The 23,262-nt window shown below is 54.7% G+C and carries 24 protein-coding genes; 11 read left to right on the forward strand and 13 right to left on the reverse strand.

The features are described from left to right. Positions 1 to 2 precede the first annotated feature (2 nt). On the forward strand, positions 3 to 938 hold the full coding sequence (gene accA, locus E0765_RS09635) for an acetyl-CoA carboxylase carboxyl transferase subunit alpha (protein ID WP_132813012.1): 936 nt from the start codon (positions 3 to 5) through the stop codon (positions 936 to 938). 52 nt (positions 939 to 990) lie between these two features. On the opposite strand, the gene E0765_RS09640 is transcribed toward accA, so the two are convergent. The 5 genes from E0765_RS09640 to E0765_RS09660 form a co-directional block, all read right to left on the reverse strand. Further along, positions 991 to 1,782 carry a 3'-5' exonuclease gene (locus E0765_RS09640; protein ID WP_132813013.1) on the reverse strand — a complete coding sequence of 264 codons (792 nt, stop codon included), beginning with the start codon at positions 1,780 to 1,782 and terminating at the stop codon, positions 991 to 993. Continuing rightward, positions 1,779 to 2,366 (reverse strand): phosphoribosylanthranilate isomerase, encoded by a 588-nt coding sequence (locus E0765_RS09645; RefSeq protein ID WP_132813014.1) that lies wholly within the window; start codon positions 2,364 to 2,366, stop codon positions 1,779 to 1,781. Before E0765_RS09645 ends, E0765_RS09640 begins: the two co-directional genes overlap by 4 nt. Before the next feature lie 2 nt (positions 2,367 to 2,368). Next, positions 2,369 to 3,010 (reverse strand): ribulose-phosphate 3-epimerase, encoded by a 642-nt coding sequence (gene rpe / locus E0765_RS09650; RefSeq protein ID WP_132813015.1) that lies wholly within the window; start codon positions 3,008 to 3,010, stop codon positions 2,369 to 2,371. A 111-nt stretch (positions 3,011 to 3,121) separates the two neighbouring features. Continuing rightward, positions 3,122 to 4,513 carry a chemotaxis protein CheX gene (locus tag E0765_RS09655; RefSeq protein WP_132813016.1) on the reverse strand — a complete coding sequence of 464 codons (1,392 nt, stop codon included), beginning with the start codon at positions 4,511 to 4,513 and terminating at the stop codon, positions 3,122 to 3,124. Then, positions 4,497 to 5,312: an HDOD domain-containing protein gene (locus E0765_RS09660; protein WP_255417894.1), complete on the reverse strand. Its 816-nt coding sequence runs from the start codon at positions 5,310 to 5,312 to the stop codon at positions 4,497 to 4,499. The genes E0765_RS09655 and E0765_RS09660 overlap by 17 nt, the downstream gene beginning before the upstream one ends. Before the next feature lie 192 nt (positions 5,313 to 5,504). Between E0765_RS09660 and rpmB the strand changes: the two genes are divergently transcribed. From rpmB to E0765_RS09690, 6 genes are all read left to right on the forward strand, one after another. Next, complete coding sequence (gene rpmB, locus E0765_RS09665; protein WP_037946724.1) at positions 5,505 to 5,693, forward strand: 50S ribosomal protein L28; 189 nt, start codon at positions 5,505 to 5,507, stop codon at positions 5,691 to 5,693. Positions 5,694 to 5,714: 21 nt separating this feature from the next. Beyond that, entirely contained in the window at positions 5,715 to 6,851 is a 1,137-nt protein-coding gene (locus E0765_RS09670; protein ID WP_132813018.1) for a TrkA family potassium uptake protein, read from the forward strand. Then, positions 6,844 to 8,031, forward strand: a complete 1,188-nt coding sequence (argJ, locus tag E0765_RS09675) for a bifunctional glutamate N-acetyltransferase/amino-acid acetyltransferase ArgJ (RefSeq protein ID WP_132813019.1) — start codon at positions 6,844 to 6,846, stop codon at positions 8,029 to 8,031. The genes E0765_RS09670 and argJ overlap by 8 nt, the downstream gene beginning before the upstream one ends. A gap of 64 nt (positions 8,032 to 8,095) precedes the next feature. Continuing rightward, entirely contained in the window at positions 8,096 to 9,025 is a 930-nt protein-coding gene (locus E0765_RS09680) for a ribose-phosphate pyrophosphokinase (protein ID WP_132813020.1), read from the forward strand. Between the two features lie 87 nt (positions 9,026 to 9,112). Continuing rightward, positions 9,113 to 10,903 carry a translation elongation factor 4 gene (lepA, locus tag E0765_RS09685; RefSeq protein ID WP_132813021.1) on the forward strand — a complete coding sequence of 597 codons (1,791 nt, stop codon included), beginning with the start codon at positions 9,113 to 9,115 and terminating at the stop codon, positions 10,901 to 10,903. A 1-nt stretch (position 10,904) separates the two neighbouring features. Continuing rightward, positions 10,905 to 11,480 carry a ComF family protein gene (locus tag E0765_RS09690; protein ID WP_132813022.1) on the forward strand — a complete coding sequence of 192 codons (576 nt, stop codon included), beginning with the start codon at positions 10,905 to 10,907 and terminating at the stop codon, positions 11,478 to 11,480. Here E0765_RS09690 and E0765_RS09695 read toward each other — a convergent pair whose 3' ends face one another. From E0765_RS09695 to E0765_RS09705, 3 genes are read right to left on the reverse strand one after another with little or no spacing between them, the layout of a single operon-like run. Then, positions 11,481 to 12,971 (reverse strand): SagB/ThcOx family dehydrogenase, encoded by a 1,491-nt coding sequence (locus tag E0765_RS09695; RefSeq protein WP_132813023.1) that lies wholly within the window; start codon positions 12,969 to 12,971, stop codon positions 11,481 to 11,483. A 47-nt stretch (positions 12,972 to 13,018) separates the two neighbouring features. Then, a complete protein-coding gene (locus E0765_RS09700; RefSeq protein ID WP_132813024.1) occupies positions 13,019 to 14,266 on the reverse strand; it encodes a hypothetical protein in 1,248 nt (415 codons plus the stop codon). Continuing rightward, the gene (locus E0765_RS09705; RefSeq protein ID WP_132813025.1) at positions 14,263 to 15,660 is read right to left on the reverse strand and encodes a DASS family sodium-coupled anion symporter; all 1,398 of its coding nucleotides are present in this window, start codon (positions 15,658 to 15,660) and stop codon (positions 14,263 to 14,265) included. The genes E0765_RS09700 and E0765_RS09705 overlap by 4 nt, the downstream gene beginning before the upstream one ends. 138 nt (positions 15,661 to 15,798) lie before the next feature. On the opposite strand from E0765_RS09705, the gene grpE reads away from it, so the two are divergent. The 4 genes from grpE (at position 15,799) to E0765_RS09725 (ending at position 20,194) form a co-directional block, all read left to right on the forward strand. Beyond that, entirely contained in the window at positions 15,799 to 16,365 is a 567-nt protein-coding gene (gene grpE / locus E0765_RS09710) for a nucleotide exchange factor GrpE (RefSeq protein WP_165921745.1), read from the forward strand. A gap of 31 nt (positions 16,366 to 16,396) precedes the next feature. Further along, positions 16,397 to 18,274: a molecular chaperone DnaK gene (gene dnaK / locus E0765_RS09715; RefSeq protein ID WP_132813027.1), complete on the forward strand. Its 1,878-nt coding sequence runs from the start codon at positions 16,397 to 16,399 to the stop codon at positions 18,272 to 18,274. 91 nt (positions 18,275 to 18,365) lie between these two features. Beyond that, positions 18,366 to 19,598, forward strand: a complete 1,233-nt coding sequence (locus tag E0765_RS09720) for a glutamate-5-semialdehyde dehydrogenase (protein ID WP_132813028.1) — start codon at positions 18,366 to 18,368, stop codon at positions 19,596 to 19,598. Then, positions 19,595 to 20,194 (forward strand): ATP-binding cassette domain-containing protein, encoded by a 600-nt coding sequence (locus E0765_RS09725; protein ID WP_132813029.1) that lies wholly within the window; start codon positions 19,595 to 19,597, stop codon positions 20,192 to 20,194. The genes E0765_RS09720 and E0765_RS09725 overlap by 4 nt, the downstream gene beginning before the upstream one ends. Here the strand turns inward: E0765_RS09725 and crcB are convergent. The 5 genes from crcB to purS are packed head-to-tail and all read right to left on the reverse strand — an operon-like array spanning position 20,159 to position 23,260. Continuing rightward, on the reverse strand, positions 20,159 to 20,545 hold the full coding sequence (gene crcB, locus E0765_RS09730) for a fluoride efflux transporter CrcB (protein ID WP_132813030.1): 387 nt from the start codon (positions 20,543 to 20,545) through the stop codon (positions 20,159 to 20,161). The two genes, E0765_RS09725 and crcB, sit on opposite strands and share 36 nt — an antisense overlap. Continuing rightward, positions 20,514 to 21,215, reverse strand: a complete 702-nt coding sequence (locus tag E0765_RS09735; RefSeq protein WP_255417895.1) for a 1-acyl-sn-glycerol-3-phosphate acyltransferase — start codon at positions 21,213 to 21,215, stop codon at positions 20,514 to 20,516. Before E0765_RS09735 ends, crcB begins: the two co-directional genes overlap by 32 nt. Beyond that, positions 21,190 to 22,350: a hypothetical protein gene (locus E0765_RS09740; RefSeq protein ID WP_132813031.1), complete on the reverse strand. Its 1,161-nt coding sequence runs from the start codon at positions 22,348 to 22,350 to the stop codon at positions 21,190 to 21,192. Before E0765_RS09740 ends, E0765_RS09735 begins: the two co-directional genes overlap by 26 nt. Further along, positions 22,347 to 23,021: a phosphoribosylformylglycinamidine synthase subunit PurQ gene (gene purQ, locus E0765_RS09745; RefSeq protein ID WP_132813032.1), complete on the reverse strand. Its 675-nt coding sequence runs from the start codon at positions 23,019 to 23,021 to the stop codon at positions 22,347 to 22,349. Before purQ ends, E0765_RS09740 begins: the two co-directional genes overlap by 4 nt. Next, the gene (purS, locus tag E0765_RS09750) at positions 23,018 to 23,260 is read right to left on the reverse strand and encodes a phosphoribosylformylglycinamidine synthase subunit PurS (RefSeq protein ID WP_132813033.1); all 243 of its coding nucleotides are present in this window, start codon (positions 23,258 to 23,260) and stop codon (positions 23,018 to 23,020) included. Before purS ends, purQ begins: the two co-directional genes overlap by 4 nt. Positions 23,261 to 23,262 lie beyond the last annotated feature (2 nt).

The following is a 23,262-nucleotide window of genomic DNA, read 5'->3' on the forward strand; positions in this document are numbered from 1 at the left end:
CGTTGGCGACCTATCTAGATTTTGAACAAAACATCCGCCAGATCCAAGAAGAGATCATCAGTGCGGAGGTCCGTTGCGATCACCATGCCGTCGAGATCCTGAAACAGGATCTTGCCAAAGAGGTCGAAAAAACCTATTCGAACCTTTCCCCCTATCAGGAACTTCAGCTGGCGCGTCATCAGGATCGCCCGTACGCTCTTGATTACATCAATCTGATACTCGACAAAAAGTATGAAATCCACGGTGACCGCCATTTCCGTGATGACCTTTCCATCGTCTGTTATATCGGCTACATGGGTGATGAACGGGTGATGGTGATCGGCGAACAAAAAGGACGCGGTACCAAGAACAAGCTCAAACGCAATTTCGGAATGCCTCATCCCGAAGGATACCGTAAAGCGCTGCGTGCCGCGAAAATGGCCGAGAAGTTCAACATCCCGGTCCTGATGCTGATCGACACTCCGGGTGCCTATCCTGGGCTCGGCGCCGAAGAACGCAACCAGAGCGAAGCGATCGCACGGAATCTGATGGAACTTTCCAACCTCAATACGATTACCGTCTCCGTCGTTATCGGCGAAGGGGGAAGCGGCGGAGCGCTCGCTATCGGTGTTGCGGATCGCCTTGCGATGATGCGCTATTCGGTTTTCAGCGTTATTTCTCCGGAAGGGTGTTCAGCGATTTTGTGGAACGATCCGGCCAAAGTGGAAGCGGCGACCAAAGCGCTTAAAATCACCAGCGCCGACCTCAAAGAGCTTGATCTGATCGACGACGTTATCGATGAGCCGCTGATCGGTGCCCACCGTGACAAAGAAGGGGCTGCCGATGCCCTGAAAACCTATTTCCTTGAACAGGTGAATACTCTGCGCAGCTTCGGCGACGCCGAGCGCCTGGAGAAACGTTACCGCCGTCTCGTCGGTATGGGCCGTTTTTCGGAGTAATCTTTCGTTCCGCCCGGCGGAATCTTCGTTTTCTTCTTCCCCCGTGCGGGGTTTATCCGGATTTTTTCTCTTCGTTTTCACTAGTTTCAATTTTTAATTTCGGACGTTTGAGTCGCTTTGCTTCTTTGGAAAAAGCGATCAGCTCTTCGCCGTTTGCGATAGAGGGGGGAAGGAGAGCGAGCGTCCGTTTCAGCAACTTGGTCGTCGTCATCGCATCCGACAAAGCCCGGTGGTGCGTTGCCTCTTTGTACAGTGAAAGCTGGTCGTTGAGATAGGCCAGGCCGTAGCGTTCCGATTCGATCGTCCGTTCCGCCAGATCGATCGTACAGAGGGAACGGTTGAGCAGCTTGGAAAGACCGGCGCGTTCCATTGTCGCAGAAACGAAGTTGTAATCGAATTTGGCATCGTGCCCGACGAATACCGCGTCGCCAAGAAAGAGGCGGAACTCACGCATCACTTTGGCTGTCGGGGGAGCCTGGAGGGTATGCTCGACGCGGATGCCCGTGATCTCACTGATCTGCTCGGAGATTTCGGTACAGTATACAAGACTCTCGAAGGTATCGATGATGCGTCCGTTTCGGAGTTTGACGGCACCGATTTCGATGATCTGGTCGCGGGTGGGCTTGGAACCGTTGGTTTCTATATCGACGACGCAAAATAGAGTGTCATCGACCGATTCGATTGACGTCGCAAGACGGTAAACCTCTTTGTCGAGGAGAAGATTGAGCCCCTGGGCTTTTAGAAATTCAATTTGGCAAAGGCCGCCGGCAAGCGATTCGAACTCCGCAGCAGGGATGCCGTTTTTGGCAAGGCGGGCGAGTATTTTTGGATCCAGAGGGTTCACGAACGCGCCTCTTCGACGAAGCGGCGCACTTTGCGGGGATCTTTTTTTCCATGTGAGGCTTCGACACCGCTACTGACGTCGACGCCGTAAAACCCGTAGGGTTTGAGCGAAGCGACGTTGTCGGGGTCCAGGCCTCCTGCGAGGATGATCTTCGAGCAGTCGACGTTCTCGAACCACTCGATATTAAGCCGTTTGCCGCTGCCGCCATAAGCTTCGCAATAGGCATCGATCAGGCGGTATTGATTGGCGTGTGCGGTGATGTCCTCGGGTTTACGGGCCCGGACGACCCGCAGCGTCGGATAGCCGACGGCAGGAAAAAAATCGTCTTCGACGTCAAAATGGATCTGGGCAAGGGTGCATCCGCTTTCCAGGCAGATCGTTCGGATTCGTTCGGGGGTTTCATTGACGAACAGGGCGACTTTCTCGACAAAAGGGGGGAGTTCGGAAATGATCTCGGCGGCCGTATCAACGGAGACGTAACGCGGGGATTCGGGATAGAACACGAAACCCAGTGCGTCGGCACCCGCTTCAATCGCGCACAGGGCGTCTTCGAGATTGGTAATGCCGCAGATCTTGACACGCATGGTCAGATTTTCAAGCTTTCGATGGCGGCTTTATAATCGCTTTGGCCGAATACGTAGCTGCCCGCGACGCAGACGTCTACCCCCGCTTCTTTGAGTTCGGCAATGTTTTTGTTTCCCACACCGCCGTCGATTTCGATGAGGCAGGAAGGATTGATACGGTCACGGAGCGTTTTAAGGCGGCGTATTTTCTCGACGGCGCTCGGGATAAACTTCTGGCCGCCGAAACCGGGGTTGACGCTCATGACCAGTACCATGTCGATATCGCCGAGGAGATATTCGACCGCTTCGGCAGGGGTGTGGGGGTTGAGGACGATTCCGGGCTTGATCCCCAGCGAACGGATGTAGTGGACGAGACGGTGAGGGTGCTTTTCTTCTTCGATATGGAACGTGATGTATTCGGGCTTGAGAGGAGCGAAAAGATCGACGAAGAAGGTGTTGTTCTGTACCATCAGATGGATGTCGAGGGGTTTGGTGGAGGCCTTGGCGATTGCGCTGACGACTACAGGACCGATGGTGAGGTTCGGGACGAAATGACCGTCCATGACGTCGACGTGGACCAGGTCGCACCCCGCGTCGCAGATGGCGCGGACATCGCGTTCAAGATTGCCGAAATCGGCGGAGAGGACACTCGGGGCGACGAGCATGGGCAACACCTTACTTTTTTTCCGCTATTTTAGCAAAAAAGATTTGGAGAGAGCTTTGAGCGTGCGGGTAGCATGAAACCATCACCGCCGAAGAGGCATTGATGCGCCGAATCAGCGCGTCAGGAAAAAGGTGAACTGGCTTCCTTCGAAATCGAGGTTGACCTGAACCCCTTTTTTATTCTGAGCCATATCCATCAACTGATCGACATTGTGATAGGTCCGCGGGAGGGTGATATCAACACGGAGCTTTTTCTCGGCCAGCAGGGTTTTCGCCCGTCCGCCGATGATATTGACGAATTCGGCGAGGGAGTCGAGAATCGCTTCCTCATCTTCGGTTGCTTCCCCGATGAGAAGGGCACATGTTTTCTGGGCGATCTTTTTCGGGAAAATGAGGATGATGATCCCGTCAACGTCGCCGTAAAAACCGATTGAACTGGCATATTTGTTATGCGCCATCGTCACTTCGAGATGTTGTATGTTGACCGAGTTTTTGACGGCGGTCGCATTGGTCATCATCGAAATGGTCGAAACGGTCGCTTCGATGAAATTGGGGAGCTCATTGATCAGGGGTTTGTTGATCGAACGGGTTTGTTTGGACGATGAGGCGCTTCCCCCCAGATCCTGCAGGAGCTTTTTGTTTTTAAGGATGTCGTCCATCTGGTCGAAAAAGAGGATGCCGACGTCCTCCATGTCGTGTTTGAACGATTCGGGGGTTTTTTCAAACGTCAGCCCCACAAAACAGATCGTCGCATTGTATTCGGCGGCGGACGAGGCGAGTTTGGTGAAAAAGTTCAGGGCGTGGACGTTCATAGAGACGACTTTGTAGGCGTCGAAGATAAAAAGGCGGAAGCCGACGTTGAGCGAGTTGAGATGGTAAGCGATGTTGAACGTATTGGTCACTTCGGCATCGAGGAAGTTTGAAATCGTATAGATGACCGCATTCCCCGTCACCCGCGTCGCGATTTTCTGTCCGAAGAGCCCCAGGTAGGTATCTTCGATAATCGCATAATAGAGGTCGGAATTTTGTTTTTTTTCATCGAACTCTTTTTTGCTCTGCGCGATGATCGGGTTATGACCGTAGTCGAAGAGCTCGATCGCCATCGCCGAACGCTGTGAAGGGTCGTCGTTGTAGATCAGAACCGTCTTGGAATCGCTTTTGTTGGACGGGGCGAAAAGCTCGGCGATTTTTTCGCTGCGGAACAAGGAGAAATTGAGACTGCCGCCGTAAAAGGCGTTGATGGTCTGGAATTTGGCGTGGTCGTAGTCGCATAACCCGACCGTGATATGGTTTTTGTTCCGGATGTTGGTGAGGAGGCGGACAAAGACGTCAAGGCCGTTTTTGTTGAAAAAAATCACTTTTTTCAGGGAAACGAGAAGCATATCGACGTTCAGCGCTTCGGTCGCCTTGATGTCGTCGATGGTCAAAAACGAGGGGGCGTTGTTACCGTCGAGAAATCCCTGTGGCTGGAAGATGGCGATCCGCCCTTTAACCGTTGGTCTCATTGTATCCTACCACCTGAGCAAAAGATTCGTAAATATCCTGGACGAAATCGACGTTGAAATCGAGCAGTTCATTCAGTCCCGCTTCAACGTACGGGGATTGGGAGAGTTCGTAAAAGAGCAGCAGATGCATCCATTTGGCGAGGATTTGCGTTTCGCCTTCGACCTCGTCGCTTCCCGATGCGGCATGGACCGTTTCAGCGATCGAGGCGGGCATCTCCCATTTTTCGGCGACCTCCGAGCAAAGGTCAAAGAGGCTCCGGCCGCTGAGACGCTGCAGGATCGTATTGTAATCGAGGGCTTTGACGCTGCGCAGCTGTGCCACTTCTTCTTTGTGCTCTTTAAAGAGGGCATCGCAGACGATGATACTCGCCGGCAACAGGGAGATGGCGCTTTCGTTATCGCGGTTGAGGAGTCCGAGGTGCTTGAGAATCGTTTCCCATTTTCGGCTGAGCGAGGCCTGAAGATCGTAAAACGCCTGATGCGACAGGCAAAAAAGGCCCCATTCCTTGGGGACGAGAAGCGACATCAGGTAATTGTAGAGGATCTGCTGGGCGCTGGAGAGTCCCAGTATGCCGAAAATCTGCGGCAGACTGCTCACCTCGTTGCGAAAACCGTAAACGGGGCGGTTGATCAGCGTTTTGAGATAGAGTTTGAGCGCGGGATCTTCGTCGGCGCATTTGGCCGCTTTGGGGAGATCGCCGTTCCGGACGTGTTCGAGCGTCTGGCGGATGATTGAGGGAGCGGCAGGGACGCTCTGGATATAACGGGTTATCTGTTCTTGGGTTATCACGTGCCGCACGACTCCATAATTTATTGTTAAAAATCGACTAATTGTAATGTGTATACGTTAAAAGAAAACTTTATGATACGGGAGGCTAAAAGACAAACCATGTGCTGTCCGAGAGGGTAACACGATTTTAAAAGTTTTTAAGAAATGCTTTGGGTTCGCTCTGCTATAATTCGCAACTAAAATTTTGCAAGGAGCCTCAAAATGGCAAGAAGATGTGCTATTAGCGGTAAAGGCCCAATGAGCGGGAACAACGTTTCTCACGCGAAAAACAGAACTAAGCGCCGTTTTTTACCAAACCTTCGTACTGTTCGTGTAACGCTTGAAGACGGTACCACTAAAAAACTCAAAATTTCTGCTTCCGAGCTTCGTACTCTGAAAAAAGATTCGTAACCGTCCCCTGAAGGGTCTGCGTTGAATCTTCTACGAAAGATACAGAAATTCTTGAATTGGGAGCCTTCTCCCAAACCCCATATCACTCTCAACGACGAACTTTACGCCCAGTTTCTCCCCTTTCGAACCCCTTTAATCCTTTTACAGCTGTGTATGATCATCGGTACCCTCGGCTACATCGTGATCGAAGACTATTCTCTGATCGACGGGCTGTACCAGACCGGATACACCATCACTTCGGTCGGGTTCGGGGCATTGAAAGAGGGAGAATTTTCCGCGGTGGGGAAACTCTTCACCATCACCCTGATCATTTTCGGATCGGCTTTGTTCACCTTTGTCATCCTGGTCTCCGTCGACGTCATCAACCAGGGACACCTCAAACGAATCTTTAAGGAGCGGAAGATGCTGTACCGGATCGCCCGGCTGAAAAAACATTTTGTCATCTGTCACCACAACGAATACGCGATTCAGGTGTCCAAGCAGCTGAGGGAGAACCACATTCCCTTTGTCGTTATCGACCCAAGAGATGACCTCGAGGAGATCGCACGCCGATACAAGTACCCTTACTACATCAAGGCCGAGCCCCATACCGAGACTGCGATGCTCAAGGCGCATCTGAGTTCGGCTAAAGGGGTCATCACCCTCTCCAACTCGATCGCCGACAATATCGCCCTCATCACCTCGGTCCGGCTGTTCGAAAAAGAGCACCATATTCCCGCTCCTTACTACGTCATCAGCGGGACCGAAGATGCCGGTGCGATCGACAAACTCAAAAAACTCGGAGCCGATACCGTCGTATCGTCCACCAAGCTCGCAGCCCAGCGGATTACGGCAATGGCGGCCCGTCCCGACATGGAAAACCTTTTGGAACAGTTTCTCTACAAAAGCGACACCCCGCTGGACATGGAGGAGATTTACGTCCCCAAAACGAGCTGGATGGTCCTCAAAAAGCTCAAAGAGACCCATTTGCGCGATATCGCCAACGTATCGGTGATCGGCATTACGAAAAAAGACGGCAAATTCATGCCGATGCCCAAGGGGGACGTCTTGGTCATGAGCGAAAGCAAGCTGCTCGTCATCGGAACCCAGAAAGGGATTTTGTTCACCAAATCGCTGGTGAAAAAACAGGAGAAACCGGAGGAACTCAAATATGTATAAACTCGAATCGGTAAGCGGCGGCGTCTGCGCGGCGCAGGGATTTTACGCCGACGGTATCCATATCGGCCTCAAAAAAGAGGGGGCTAAGGACCTGGCGTTCGTCTACTCCGAAAAACCGTGCGCCATCGCTTCGGTCTTTACGACGAACAAGATGACGGCGGCTCCCATCCGCCATTTTCGCTCGAAAGGGGAGTTTGAGACCAATTTCGTCCTCATTAACTCCAAAAATGCCAACGCGATGACGGGGAAAGCCGGAATCGACGACATCGATGAGGTGCTGGACACCCTTCAGAAAAAGTTTCCGCAGATTCAGCATCCCGTTATGAGTTCGACGGGGGTGATCGGCGTCCGTCTCCCCAAAGCGAAAATTGTCGAAGGAGCGATGAATTTCGACCTTTCCCGCCGAGACGGGATCGCCGCATCCGAGGCGATTATGACGACGGATACGTTCGCTAAACGGATCGCTTTTGAGGTGACCCTTGAAAACGGTACATCGTTTCGGATCGGGGCGATGGCCAAGGGGGCAGGGATGATTAATCCTGCCATGGCGACGATGCTCTGTTTTATCACGACCGACGCGGCCGTCGACAGAGCGACGATGCAGGCCATGCTCGATGAATGCACCCATACGACGTTCAACGCCGCGAGCGTGGACGGGGATACCTCGACCAACGATACGGTGATGCTGATGGCCAACGGGCTTTCGGGGACGTTTCATGCGGAGGCTTTCAAAGAGGCGCTCGAGGCGATTATGCTGTTTCTTGCCAAAGAGATGGTGCGCGACGGCGAAGGGGCGACGAAACTGGTCACCTACAAGGTGACGGGGGCGGTCAATCACCATGAAGCCGAAATCGCGGCCAAAGCCCTCTCCAATTCGTTGCTCGTCAAAACCGCACTTTTCGGCGAAGACCCCAACTGGGGACGTATCGCATCGACCGTCGGAGCAAGCGGGATCATGTGCGATGAGGCGTTTTTGAGCATCTGGTTCGATGACGTGTGTGTCTATCGCAAAGGGGAACTCCTTTTTGACGAAACGATCGAACCTCTTGCCGCGGCCGTGATGAAAAAAAGCGCGTTTACGATCCACTGCGACATCGGGCTCCAGGACGGCACCTTTACCGCCTACGGATGCGATCTTGGGCACGAATACGTCAAAATCAACGCCGATTATCGTACGTAGTATTAGCAACGGCTAAGTGATGGAACGCTATAATCGCGACAATTTATTGGCAACAGGAAACCCCATGCGCGGATATAAAATTTTCAGCGGTTCATCGTGTACCGAATTTGCGGCCGAGGTGTGCCGGACGCTCGACGTCCCCCTCTCAAAGGCTATGGTCAAGCGTTTCAGCGACGGCGAAATCAACGTCCAGATCAGTGAGAGCGTCCGCGGGCGCGACGTGTTTATCATCCAAAGCACGGGAGCCCCTTCCAACGATAACCTGATGGAACTGCTGATCATGACCGATGCGCTTCGCCGCAGTTCGGCCAGTTCGATCACGGCCGTCGTCCCCTATTTCGGATACGCGCGTCAGGACCGCAAAGCGGCTCCGCGCGTTCCTATTACCGCCAAACTCGTTGCCGACATGTTCGTCACAGCCGGAATCGACCGTGTCGTGACGATCGATTTGCACGCGGGACAGATCCAGGGGTTTTTCAACATCCCCGTCGATAATCTCTACGGTTCGATCATTTTTCAGGAGTACATCCGCTCCAAAAACCTCCCCAATCCGATCATTGCTTCTCCCGACATCGGGGGAGTCGCCCGTGCGCGTTACTTCGCCGAAAAGCTCGGACTCGATATGGTCATTGTCGATAAGCGCCGCGAACAGGCGAACGAAAGCGAAGTGATGAACATCATCGGTGACGTAGCCGGAAAAGACGTCATCATGATCGACGACATGGTCGATACGGCCGGTACGATGGTCAAAGCGGCCGCCGCCCTCAAGAAAAAAGGGGCGACGTCGGTCATGGCGTGTGCGACGCACGGCGTACTCAGCGGCAAAGCGTACGACAACATCAACAACGGCGAACTTGATGAGTTGGTTGTTTCCAACACCCTCGAACTTCGCGGGACGAGCGACAAGATCAAGGTGCTCAGCGTCGCTCCGCTGTTCGCCGAAGTGATCCGCCGCGTCTATCACAACGAAAGCGTCAACTCGCTCTTCAGCTAAGCGCCCTCATCGCGGGGGAACCCCCGTCTCCCTAAGCAACGTTTCGCTATAATTCCCCCAACTAAAACATACGAGTAATCAATCACGATGGACAATATTCGCAACTTCTCTATTATCGCCCATATCGACCACGGAAAAAGCACGCTGGCCGACCGTATCATCCAGGAGTGCGGCGCCGTCTCCGAACGGGAGATGACGTCCCAGATGATGGATACGATGGACATCGAGCAAGAACGCGGTATTACGATCAAAGCCCAAAGCGTCCGCCTCGACTACGTCAAGGACGGCAAACACTACATCCTGAACCTGATCGACACCCCGGGCCACGTCGACTTCAGCTACGAGGTGAGTAAATCGCTCGCCTCGAGCGACGGGGCGCTCCTCATCGTTGATGCGGCGCAAGGGGTCGAGGCGCAGACAATCGCCAACGTTTACATGGCGATGGAGAACGACCTGACCCTGATCCCCGTCATCAACAAAATCGACCTTCCCGCCGCCGATCCGGACCGTGTCGCCGAAGAGATCGAAACGACCATCGGAATCGACGCGACCGATGCCGTCCGAATTTCGGCCAAGATGGGGATCGGGATCCGTGAGCTGATCGACGCCATCGTCGACCGGATCCCTGCACCTGTGGGGAATCCCGACGCGACGACCAAGGCGATCATCTACGATTCGTGGTTCGACTCCTACCTGGGGGCTCTTGCCCTCGTGCGGGTCTTCGACGGCGAGATCCGGATGCACCAGAAGGTGAAGCTGATGCACAACAACGAGAACCACGAGGTGCTCGATCTGATGTACCCCCATCCGCTGCGCCGCCAGAAGACGCAGTCGATCAAGGCCGGGGAGATCGGGATCGTCGTACTGGGGCTCAAAGACGTCGGAAGCATCCGCGTCGGTGATACGATTACCGATGCGAAAAACCCGGCTCCCGAACCCGTCAGCGAATACGCTCCCGCCAAGGCATTTGTTTTTGCGGGGCTCTACCCGATCGATACCGACCAGTTCGAGGACCTGCGCGACGCGCTTGACAAGCTCAAACTCAACGACAGCAGCCTCAGCTACGAACCCGAAACCTCCATCGCACTGGGCTTTGGATTCCGCGTCGGATTTTTGGGGATGCTGCACATGGAGGTCATCAAGGAGCGGCTGGAGCGGGAATTCAATCTCGATCTGATCGCCACCGCCCCTTCGGTCGTCTACAAAGTTTACAAGACCGACGGAACGATGGTCGAGGTTCAAAATCCCAGCGAGCTGCCCGAGCCGCAGAACATCGAACGGATCGAGGAGCCCTACGTCAAGGCCACCGTCATAACACCGGTCGACTATCTTGGGAACATCATCACGCTGCTGACCAAAAAACGGGGAATGCAGGAGAAGATGGATTATCTCAACGAAACGCGGGTCATGCTCGAATACTCCGTTCCGATGAACGAGATTGTCGTTGATTTCTACGATAAACTCAAATCCCTATCCAAAGGGTATGCGAGTTTCGACTACGAGCCCAGCGGCTATCGCGAAGGGGACCTCGTCAAGCTCGACGTCCGCGTCGCGGGGGACGTCGTCGATGCGCTGAGCGTCATCGTTCCCCGTTCCGCTGCCGAGTACCGTGGCCGCGAACTGGTCAAAAACATGAAAGAGATCGTCCCCAGACAGCTTTTCGAGGTGGCAATCCAGGCCTCCATCGGCAATCGGATCATCGCCCGAGAGACGGTCAAATCGATGGGGAAAAACGTCACCGCCAAATGTTACGGCGGGGATATCTCCCGAAAACGGAAACTCCTCGACAAGCAAAAAGAGGGGAAAAAGCGGATGAAGGCGATCGGGAAGGTGAACCTTCCGCAGGAAGCCTTTATGTCCGTCCTCAAAATGGATTGAGATGCGCTGCCTGACGTGCGAACGGTTCTCCCTTTCGCATATCTGCCGCCGTTGCCGCGAATCGCTCCTCTCCCCACAGCTCCATCAACGCAAAATCCTGGGGCACATTCCCGTTTATTCCTTTTTCCCTTACGACGAGATCGAACCCCTTTTGCTGACCAAACATACCCATATCGGCCATTACGTCTATTCGATCCTCGCCGATCAGGCGTTCCGGCCGTTTTCTAAAAGCTGGGAGTACGCGCAGCCGGTCGTATCGCTGGGGATCGACGATGATCCCAAAAGCGGGTACAGCCACACGGCCGTTTTGAACCGTGCTCTCAAATCTTCCCTGATCACTCCCCTCTACGGCAGGCTGCGGGCGCAAAACGCTCACAAGTATGCGGGAAAAAGTGTTGCCGAGCGGCTGATGAATCCGCGCGGATTTCGTTACGCGCCGTTTGAGGCTGACGAAGTGATTTTGGTCGACGACATCGTGACGACGGGGACGACTCTGAGCGAAGCGGCCGAAACGCTTCACGCGCACGGAAAAAAAGTGATACTCTGCCTCACCCTCGCCGATGCCGAACGCAAATAATCAGTACGGCATGAGGGTGGCGATGCGGGTATCGACGATCGCGCGTCCTACCGTGAAATGATAGAGTGACTGGTACGGCGTTCCCGAAAGGCCAAGGAGGGTGTGGAATTCATCGTCGAGAAAACATCCGATTCCCGTTGCCGATAGACCAAGCGAGGTGGCTTCGAGATAGAGCATCTGCCCGATCATGCCGCATTGATGGTAGAGATTTTTGTATCCGGGAACTCCCGATTCTGCGAGTACGGCATCAAAGCGGCAGAGCATGCCGAAACTGAAGGCAGCGTCTCGGGCGATGGTCTGGTTGCACGACAAATACTGTGCCGCCCCCCGGTAATCTCCCCGGTTCAAGCGATACAGCCCTTCTCCCGCCTCCAGCCAGTCAAAATCGGGATCCATCGCATCGCGCAGCTGCGGCAGACGGCCCGGATCGCGAACGTAGGCATACAATCCGCTCTCGATTCCCTCGACGCGGTGAACGAAGACGATGAAATCGACATCGGGCGCTTCGGTACAGAAAAAAGAGGCGTCGAGAATCTGCCGGAACTGCGTTTCGGTAACGGAAGAGCCGTCCATCGCCTGCGCGCTTCGGCGTTTGAGAATCACTTCACCCGCACTTTTGGAAGGGGCAGGGCAGCGGCGCACCCGATTCAGGGGTTCAGGTTGCGGATACGGGCCGAGCGCGGCTTCATCGATTTCCCATACGGCGTCCCATTGGTGGTGGGAGGGGCTGAGCCGGTTGGCCCGGGCCAAAGGCGGAGGGTAGGGGAGCGAATGGCGCGGCTGAGCGATGCGGATCAGCAGATCCGGGCTTTCGCGCTCTTGGGGATGGAAGCGTTCTAGCTGGTCGAGCCCGAAACGGCGGGCAAGATCGGCGGTATCGGAGGGAACGATGGAACATTCCCACCCCAGCATCGTTGCGGCCGTTTTGATCGACGCGTATGCGTGCCCCGCATCGAGCTGACAGTAACGCCAGGAACGTTCGCCGTATTTCCACATCTCCCGCCACATCGCGGAACTAAGAAGGATCAGGAACCCTCCCTCGATGACCGGGGCGTCGTAAGTATGTACTATTTCCAGCGCGTGGTCGCGGGAGGCGTAATGTGACAGGGTACATTTTTCACTGACCCCCTCAAGGGGCGGCGAGACGACGTAACATTCGCTGGGGTGAAGGTTGCCGCTGCTGGCGTTGCAGCGAAGGGCCCATTCCGATCCGCCGTGGCGTTTGATGGCGGCGAGCCCGAGCGAATAGCGCAGGAGCCCAGAGAGCGATTCGAGGCACAACGGTGCGCGAGGAAGCATACCCGCGGCGAACAGCAGATGAAACGGGGGCGTCGTGTTATCATGGGCAAGACCTATCCTGGCACACTCGGGATACGTTCGAAAGGGGTCGGGCTGTGTGGCCCAGTCCATATAACCGAGGCTTGGAGCGTAGCGATGAGGACGGTGTTTTGTACGATCGTGGTATTCGTAGGCGGCGGAAGCGTTTTTCATGGAGCCATTGTGGACGAAAGGGGGTAAAACGCCCCTTTGGAAAACGGCTAACGCAAAGTTTTTAAAAGTTCCCGAAGCATCTGCTCCTGCGGGACCGAATCGGCAAACTCGAGACGAACGAGATCCGAGCGGGCAGTGCCCCGGTATCGGGCCCCATCGCCGTCGAGCTCTGCGGTGAGGGACGCATCGAAACGGATGAAAGGCTGGGTGAGATTGTAGTCTCGTTTCAAAACGGCGGGGACGGTCGAGGCGTGACTGAGGCGGACGTCGAAATACCCTCGCTCGGGCGCGAGGGTTCCCCGGATATCGGCATCGCCTGCAAGCGGAGCCTCCGTCCCGGTCAATGCGAAGAGCCCGGCAACGTCCGCATGCGTCACCTGGAGATCGACTTTTTGGGGTTCTAGGGCGTCGATCTGGGCACTGAACGTCGTATCGCCGCCTGCGACGCTCCCCCGGCCGCTGAAGATGAGTTGCTTTTCATCCCCCCGCAGTGTTGAAACGAGAGCCGCCGGACCGTAGAGGCGCATCGGGGTAAACTGCTCGAGTATCCCCAGATGCTGAACTGACGCTTCGAGTGTCACGTTCACGTCAAACGGCCGCACGATACCCCGCTCGTCGGCGAGGAGCGAGCGGAGGCTAAAGGGCTCGCCCACTTCGGGCACGGGTTTGGTCGGTTCGAACCGGCTCGTTCGGGTCGTCACGCGGATCGAGCCTTCGACGAATCGGATATCGAACCCTTTGAGGTCGACCGTTCCGGAGAGGAGGGTGTCGGTATCGGAGGGATACTCCATCAGCCGCATCATCCCCGAATAAGCGATCCGGTCGGCCGAAGCGTAGAGGGAAGCGAGTGCGAATCGGTGCAGTTGCACCCGATAGAGAAGATTTCCTCCCAGCAGCTGTGCGTTGCCGCGGATGTCGAGCGACGCGATCCCTCCGCTCAGCGAACCTTCGGTCTTGAACGGTGTTTTAAGCCGGTTGATTCCCTCCGGGGCAGCGGCGGCAATCCGGTAATGGGCGTAGAGACGAAGGGTTAGCAGCGAAAAGCCACCCTGTGAGCTGAGGACGTTGCCGGAACGGTCGCGTAAAAGGAGGTCAAAACGGTTGTGGGTAAGGGAGAACCTTTCGAGCGTCACCGGGGTCGAGAGAGCCGAAGAGAGGGCCGTTTCCAAAAGGGGGGAAAGGAGGCGGTTCCCCGGGAAAGTGAAGAGGAGAAGATAGAGCGCTCCCAGCGATGAGAACAGCATCAGCAGAAAACGGAAGGTTTTCGATGAACGGAACGTGCGGAGATGTTTCATGAGAGGGCCAGTATCCATGGGGTGCCGATCAAAATGAAAACCCCGAAATTGAGCAGCGTGACACTTCCCCCGTAGAGGTAAATGTCGCGGGCGTTGAGGTAACCGCTGCTGAGGTAGATCGCGTTGCACGACGAACCCTGCGGGGCGATCGTCGCGTTGAAGTTCGTCGCAAACAGCAGCATCATTGCCATCAGAACCCCCGGGACTCCCGCCGCCACGCCGATCGAGAGAAAAATTCCGAACAGTGCGAGAAGATGGGCGCTTTGGGAGACGAAAAGATAATGGATCAGCACGTATACCAGAATCAGCAGGACGTAAACACCCCACCATTCCATCCCTTTGAGATACGCCGTGAAGTATCCGGCTACGGTACTCATAAACCCCTGTTCGGCGAGTTCGGTCGAGAGGCCGAAGAGGATGGCGAACCAGATCAGCGTACCGAGGGCTTCCCCCTGGCTCTTAAAATCGTCGATGCCGAAAACGCGGGTCGCCATCAATATGCCGAGCCCTCCGAAGGCGACGGCGGCTTTATCGATCGGAAAAATTCCCGACAGCGACCACAGCAGAAGCATGACGATGAAAACGGCTCCCGTAATCCATTCGTTCCGACTGAGAGGGCCCATTTTCTGTAAAGCTTCCAATGCCCCTCGGGGAGCCTCGGGGGTCTCTTTGAGTTCGGGGGGGTAGATTTTGTAAAGAACCCAGGGGATCAACATGAAGGCGACGGCAGTGGGGAGAAGCGCGTAGAGGAGCCACTGTGCAAACGAAATGTGGATTCCCATTTTGGCGGCGATTTCGACGCCGACGGGATTGACCGCCATGGCGGTGAGCCAGAGCCCCGAGGAGATCGTCAGTCCTGCCATCGACGTCATCATCAGATAGCTCCCCGCTTTTCGGTGGGTGCCGTCGCCGACCCGTGATCCGCAGTCGTGGGCGAGACCGTAGACGATCGGGTATAAAACCCCCGAACGGGCGGTATTACTCGGAAAAGCGGGGGCGATGAGGATATCGGTCGCCACGACGCTGTATCCCAGCCCAAGGGTGGAACTGCCGAAGCGGCGGACGATGTGCAGTGAGAGCCGTTTCCCCAGTCCCGATTTGTGGACGGCGTGGGAGACCAGAAACGCGGCAACGATAAGGAGAATGAAACTTTCCGAAAATCCCGCGTAGGCGCGGGAAGGGTCGATTACCCCTCCCAGAACCGCCGTCGCCAGAGCGATCAGCGAAGCGGTCAGAATGGGGAGAAGATTAAAGAGGATGGCGCCGATGGCGGTGATGAAGATGACGAAAAGCCCCCACGCGTTTTGGGAAATTCCCGGCGGGGGGGTGAGGGTGTACGCGACCCCCGCGACCCCCACAAGGACGGCGATCATCAGATACCGGTTGGCAGCCATGGCGACTCTCTTTTTGAGAGCTATTATACCATGTCCCGTCCAGTGACATACTTGATAGCGATAGACTAAAGTTTATTGCATGAAAAAATTAATGATACTCTTGACAATGGTTGACTCAATGCATTATAATATCGCCGGATTTCAACAAAGGAGTCTTTTGAGATCATGTCAACCGAAACCAAAGAAGAGACCCTGAGCGAAGAACAACGCAACCCGACTGAGGGTGCTGAAAACGTCGTCGAGGGCTCAAACGAACTGGAAACTTTACAGGCGGAACTTGCTGCATTGAAAGATACGTATGCGAGAGTTCATGCGGATTTTGATAATATTAAGAAACGGCTCGAGCGTGAGAAATATCAGGCGCTTGAATACGCGAATGAAAAATTTGCCAAAGATTTGATCCCGGTGGTCGATTCACTGGGAATGGCGATCGGTGCGGCAGAGATCGAAGCCGAACCTGCGGTGTTGCTCGAAAAGCTCAAAGAGGGTGTCGAACTGACGATGAAACAGCTTCTGGGCGTTCTAGAAAAACACGGCGTTACTCCGGTGGATGAATCCGAGCCGTTCGATCCGAACGTCCACAACGCGGTTCAGCGTGTGGACAGCCCGGATCACGAAAGCGGTGCGATTGTGAATACCTTCCAAAAAGGGTATCGCTACAAAGAACGGACATTGCGCGATGCGATGGTCGTTATTGCCAACTAAACCTAAGAATTTACGATAAAAGGAAAACACCATGTCTAAAGTAATCGGTATCGACCTTGGAACCACCAACTCATGTGTTGCTGTCTACGAAGGCGGCGAAGCGAAAATCATCCCGAATAAAGAGGGTAAAAATACGACTCCTTCAGTCGTTGCGTTTACCGATAAGGGAGAAATCCTCGTCGGTGACCCCGCAAAACGTCAGGCGATCACGAACCCGGACAAAACGATCTATTCGGTCAAACGGATCATGGGTCTGATGATGAACGAAGAAAAAGCGAAAGAAGCGCACGACAAAGTTACCTATAAAATCGTCGACAAAAACGGTATGGCGGCGGTCGACGTCGCGGGTAAAGTCTACACGCCTCAGGAAATCTCTGCGAAAATTCTTTCAAAATTGAAAGCGGATGCGGAGAGCTATCTTGGTCAGACCGTCACCGACGCGGTCATCACCGTCCCGGCGTACTTCAACGATGCACAGCGCAAAGCGACCAAAGAGGCCGGAACCATCGCGGGTCTGAATGTTCTTCGGATCATCAACGAGCCCACAGCGTCGGCACTGGCGTACGGTCTTGATTCCAAAGGGGATGAGAAAGTTCTCGTCTACGATCTGGGGGGCGGAACGTTCGACGTTACGGTCCTTGAAATCAGCGAGGGGACGTTCGAAGTTCTCTCTACCGACGGTAACGCGTTCCTCGGCGGTGACGACTTCGACAACAAGATCGTCGATTTCCTGGCCGCTGAGTTCAAAAGCGACCACGGCATCGATCTAAAAGCGGATAAAATGGCCCTCCAGCGTCTGAAAGACGCGGCTGAAAACGCGAAAAAAGAGCTCTCTTCGGCCGAAGAGACCGAGATCAACCTCCCCTTCATCACGGCGGATGCGACAGGGCCGAAACACCTTGTCATCAAACTGACCCGTGCAAAATTCGAGGGGATGATCGATGATCTGATCAAAGAGACGATCAGCCATATCAAAACGGCGATGAAAGAGGCAGGTCTTGGTAAAAACGAGATCAACGAAATCATCATGGTCGGTGGTTCTACCCGCGTTCCGTTGGCGCAGAAAATGGTCTCCGACGAGTTCGGCGGCAAAACCCTCAACAAAGGGGTTAACCCCGATGAGGTCGTCGCTGCCGGTGCCGCGATCCAGGGCGGGGTTCTGCGCGGTGACGTCAAAGACGTTCTCCTCCTCGACGTTACTCCCCTCTCACTGGGGATCGAAACGCTCGGCGGCGTAGCGACGAAAATCATCGAAAAAGGGACCACCATCCCGGTCAAAAAATCGCAGGTTTTCTCCACGGCTGAGGACAACCAGCCGGCGGTCAGCATCAACGTCGTACAGGGTGAGCGCGAGTTCGCACGCGACAACAAAGCGTTGGGACTGTTCGAACTTACCGGTATCCCTGCCGCACCGCGCGGCGTGCCGCAGATCGAGGTAACGTTCGACATCGACGCCAACGGTATCCTGACCGTATCCGCGATGGACAAAGGGACCGGAAAAGTGCAGGAGATCAAAATCACGGGTTCATCAGGACTCAGCGAAGAAGAGATCAACAAAATGGTCCAGGATGCCGAGAAACACAAGGCCGAAGACGCTGCCCGCAAAGAGGTGGTCGATCTGCGCAACCAGGCCGACGCGTTGGCGAGCCAGACCGAAAAATCGCTTAAAGAGATGGAAGACAAAATCGACGCGAGCGAAAAAGCTTCTATCGAAAGCGCTCTAGAAGAGCTCAAAACGGTCCTTAAAAATACCGATGCGACCAAAGAAGAGATCGAAGCGGCCACGAAAAAACTGGCCGATGCGAGCCACAAAATGGCTGAGCAGATGTATAAACAGCAAGAAGGCGGCGAAGCCGCCGCTTCGAGCGCGAAAAAAGACGACGACGTCATCGACGCCGAAATCGAATAATTTCTCCCCTTCTTTCCCGCTTCGGCGGGAAATCCTTTCTCATTCCTCCCCTTCCTTGTTATAATTACCCCATATTATTTGGGAAATTCAAATGGAACAGTTTTTAGAAAAAGCCAAAAATGCCAGCCGTATCCTCTCAACGATGAGCGGGAGCGAACGCAACCGGATATTACGCGAAATGGCCGAAGCGCTCCGCTCCAATACGATGAACATCATCGAGGCAAACGCGATCGACATGCGCAATGCCCAAGAATCTGGACTGGCCGATTCGATGAAAGAGCGACTGATGCTCGATGAAAAACGGATCGAAGCGATGGCCGTCGCGATCGAGGAGATCGCGGCGCTCAAAGACCCCGTGGGCCGCGTGATGGAAGGGTGGGTCACCGAAGCGGGGCTGAAAATCGAAAAAGTTTCGATCCCCATCGGTGTCGTCGGCATCATTTATGAATCGCGCCCCAATGTCACGTCCGATACCGCGGCGCTCTGTTTTAAAAGCGCCAACGGCTGCGTTCTCAAAGGGGGTAAAGAGGCCGAAGCATCCAACGGTGCGATCGCACAGGCGCTGCAGGGGGTATTGCTGCGCAACAGCCTCCCCGCCGAGTTGGTCGCCCTTCTTCCCGATTCGTCGCGCGAAGGGGTGGCGAAGCTGATCCGGATGGACAAATACGTCGATCTGATCGTGCCGCGCGGCGGCGAAGGACTGATCCGTTACGTGAGCGAAAACGCCACCGTCCCCGTGGTCAAACATGACAAGGGGCTGTGCCATACCTATATCGATCGCGACGCGAACGTGGAGAATGCCCTCGCGATTGCCCTAAATGCCAAAGTACAGCGCCCCGGAGTGTGCAATTCGATGGAGACGCTGCTGGTGGACCGTTCCATTGCCCCCAACGTACTGCCGCTGTTCAAAGAGGCATTTGAACGTGCCCATACCCGCCTCAAAGGGTGCGACCAGACCCGCGAATGGATCGAGGTGGAAAAAGCGAACGAAGAGGACTTTGATACCGAATATCTGGCCAATATCCTCAATATCCGCGTCGTAGACGGGGTAGAGGGGGCAATCAGCCACATCGTCCGTTTCGGCTCGGGCCATTCCGAAGCGATCATCACCGAAAACATTACGACCGCCGAACGGTTCCTCGATGCGGTCGACGCCGCGGCCGTGTACGTCAACGCCTCTACCCGTTTTACCGACGGCGGGGCTTTCGGATTCGGTGCCGAAGTGGGGATCAGTACGAACAAACTCCATGCCAGAGGGCCGATGGGAGTTGAAGGACTGACGACGTATAAATACAAGATCTACGGCAAGGGGCAAACCCGTTGAAAAATGTATTAGATATCCAAAATATATCTTTTGGATATTCAAAAAATACACTTCTATTTGAAAATTTCTCGTTGTCCCTGAAAGCGGGAGAAATCAAGGCAATCGTCGGTCCCAGCGGGATCGGAAAATCGACGTTGTTTTCGCTGATTCTGGGGGAATTGAAACCTTTTTCGGGGAGCATACGCTCCGCATCCCTCTCGCAGGTCTTTCAAGACCCCTACAGCTCGTTTCATCCCACCTACACGATACGCGCACAGATAGCCGAAGTGGCTTCGATGAAAGGGATCGAAACGTTGATGGAAAAAATGGGACTTACCCCGAGTCATCTCGATTCTCTGCCGCACCGCCTCTCGGGGGGGCAGCTTCAGCGGTGCTCTATATTGCGTTCGTTGCTGATGAATCCGGGATTGCTGCTGCTGGATGAGCCCACATCGGCCCTGGACAACCTCAACCAGGTTGACATCATGAAGCTGATCGTGGAAAATCTGGGGGAGAGGGGAGTATTGCTGATCACGCACGATGCCGATCTGGCCCGGTGGTGTGCTGATGAGATCGTAGTACTAGGAGAACCAGCTACGAACGAGGTAATAGCCTGACGCGGCCATCAGGACCGTTCCGAACGTGTTGAGTGCCATGTTGGCCGCCGCGAGGAGGAGATGGCCGCCGCTGAGGAGGAAAAAGGTTTCGATCGCAAAGGTCGAATAGGTGGTCAACCCGCCGAGAAATCCCGTCGTCAGAAACGATTTCATCTGTACGCTAAAGAGGGTCGTGTAGCTGAAATAGGCGAACAGTATCCCGATAACGAAGCTCCCGAGCAGATTGACCGACAGCGTCCCGAAAGGGAGGGTATGGGGGAAGTGGTGGTTGGCGACACCATTGAGATAGGCACGCAGAACCGCGCCGATAAAAGCGCCGCTACCGATAGCGAGGATGGTTTGAAAGCTCATCGTCGTAGACCTTTTGCATTTGTTCGCGGAGCCGGTCGAGCCACTGGGGATCTTCTTTGTCGGCCACGAACGAATCCATGTAGATCGCGGTGACGCTGCCGGGGCGGAAGTCTTTGCGCTTGTTGCTGAAATGCCAGGCGGTCGCAATCAGAACGACGGGCTGGACTTTAAGGGCGTATTTATCGGCCACGATTTTCGCCCCCGCTTTGAACGGCTTCATTTTTCCCGTTTCGGTGCGCGTTCCTTCGGGAAAGATGGTGATCACCCGTCCGTGATCGAGGCGGTCTTTACACTCTTTGATCAGTTTGACCAGCGCGGTTTTACTTTCGCGTTCCAGTGCGATGTCTTTGGGGAGCTTCACGACCAGTCCGAAAAACGGGACGTCAAACAGCTCTTTTTTGGCAACCCACGCAAGGTCTTTGGAGGTGATCGTTTCCATGATTCCGATGTCGATGTCGCTTTGGTGATTGAGTAAAAACATCTGGGCATCCGGATCGGGCACCCCTTTGACACGTACGGGAATAAAGACGAGCAGACGGATAAACCATGCGCTTATTTTCTGCGCGTAGGGATTGGGGACGAAGTGGAAGATGGCGATCATCAGCGTCATCCCGGTGAAGATGACGATGAGGGCGTAAAGCCATCTAATTCGAGCAAAGATCGCGTTCATGGACCCAGCCGATGTGATCGTTCGGCAAATGCACTTTGGTGAATTCCCCTACCGTTTTTTCCGCTTCGAAATGTTCTTCTTGCATCGTCATTTCAAAAATGGTGCCGTGTTTGATCGGCAGCAGGTAAATCGGAGCCCCTTTTTTCACGCAGACGTCGGGATTTGGGAGGAGGACGTAGATGACGTAAAACATCGGCAGCGCGGAGAGATAGAGGTACCATTTCTGCCGTCTCCAGTAAAACAGGGCAAACAAGATTGCGACGGTAATGACCGAGGCGGTAACTTTGAGCTCGGTGTGGCGCGCGTCGGTCGGTGAAAGATCGCTTTGGGTTGAGACCGTATCGTCATCGACGATAATGGGGATCACGAGTGATTCGTAGCGCTGTTTGGAGAGGTTGAAATAGGAAAAATTCAGCGTCTCCTCGGTGTTTGGGATGATGGCGTAGAACGTCATCTGCGATTCGCCGACGTTTGAAATTTTTGACTCGAAGCCCTGTTTGATGGCATTGGGGAGGCGGAAGCTTCCGATATCGCACCGCTGGGCTTTCGCCGTAAAGATGACGACGTTGCTGTCATTGTTATACGGCGTCGTTTTGTAGTTGACGATTTCAAAACGCTCCGCAAGAACGTTCGCAAACGACGAAGGGGGAGTGAGCGAAGAGGCGCTGAGGGTCGAACCGCTTAACGTCGGCGACACCGCTCCCGTCGAGGTCACGGTGGCGGTAATGTCGGGAAGACGGACCGATCCGGACTGAACGAGGAAATAAAACGTGTCGTACACCCCGTCCTCCTTGACTTTTCGGCGGGGTGTATCGCTGAAGATGCGAAGCCCTTCTTCATTCTGGATCGTATACTCGATATTACCCGAGGCGATATCGACGGGAGTAAGTTTGACGGTTACGGAGATGATTTCACCGATGTACGCACGGGAGGGAAGGTCGGTGAACTGGACACTTAGGGCGGTATTGACGCCGTCAAAGAGGGCATTGATGTCTCCGCCCGCATCGGGGGCCGAGGCCCCTTCTTCGGCAACGGCATTTTCCTGAGCGGCGGCAGGATCGTTCAAAACGGAGGGTTCGGCGAATGCGAACTGTACGGCGGCCGTAATCAGAAGAAGGAAAGCTAGCGTTTTCAAGCGTTCAAAAACCCTTCAAGCATCGCTTTGCCGTCGCCTGATCCCAGCAGCGCTTCCATTGCCCGCTCGGGGTGAGGCATGAGGCCGAAGACGTTTTTGGCCTTGTTGCAGACGCCGGCGATCGAGTCGACTGAACCGTTTGGGTTGTCGATGTTGCCTTGCGCGTCGGTGTATTTGAGCAATACCTGATCGTTGGCGTAGAGCTCTTTAAGCCCGGCTTCATCGATGTAATAATTTCCGTCGTGGTGGGCGATGGGGATGTTGACCACATCGCCCGGATTGCAGCGGCGAAGGAAAGTGTTGGCGTTGCTGATCACCTTGAGATGGTGGTGGCGCGAAATAAAATGGAGCCCTTCGTTGCGTTTAAGGGCACCCGGAAGAAGTCCCGTTTCGGTCAATACCTGGAATCCGTTACAGATTCCGAGTACTTTTCCGCCGTTGTCCGCATAGCGTTTGAGCGCTTTCATGATCGGCGACATTTTGGCGATGGCGCCGCTGCGGAGGTAATCGCCGTAACTGAATCCTCCCGCGACCACGACCAGTTCGGTCCCTTCCGGGATCGTTTCGTCTTTATGCCATAAAATCTGCGTTTCGCATCCCAGCGCGTTGAAAGCGTACTGCGTGTCGTATTCGCAGTTGGTTCCCGGGAATTGGATGATGCCTACTTTCATGCTTGGATCTCGATCTCGTAGTCTTCGATTACGGTGTTAGCGAGAAGCTCTTCACACATGTGGGCGACTTTTTCCTTGGCGGCGGCCGCGTCGCTCTCGTTCATCTCGATCACGATCTGTTTGCCGACGCGAACGTCCCGAACGCTTTCAAAACCGTGGTGGGAAAGGGCGTGCTGTACCGCTTTGCCCTGAGAGTCGAGGACTCCGTTTTTCAAAAATACGTTAACGATTGCTTTCATGC

This window comes from Sulfuricurvum sp. IAE1 (assembly GCF_004347735.1).
Lineage (GTDB): Bacteria > Campylobacterota > Campylobacteria > Campylobacterales > Sulfurimonadaceae > Sulfuricurvum.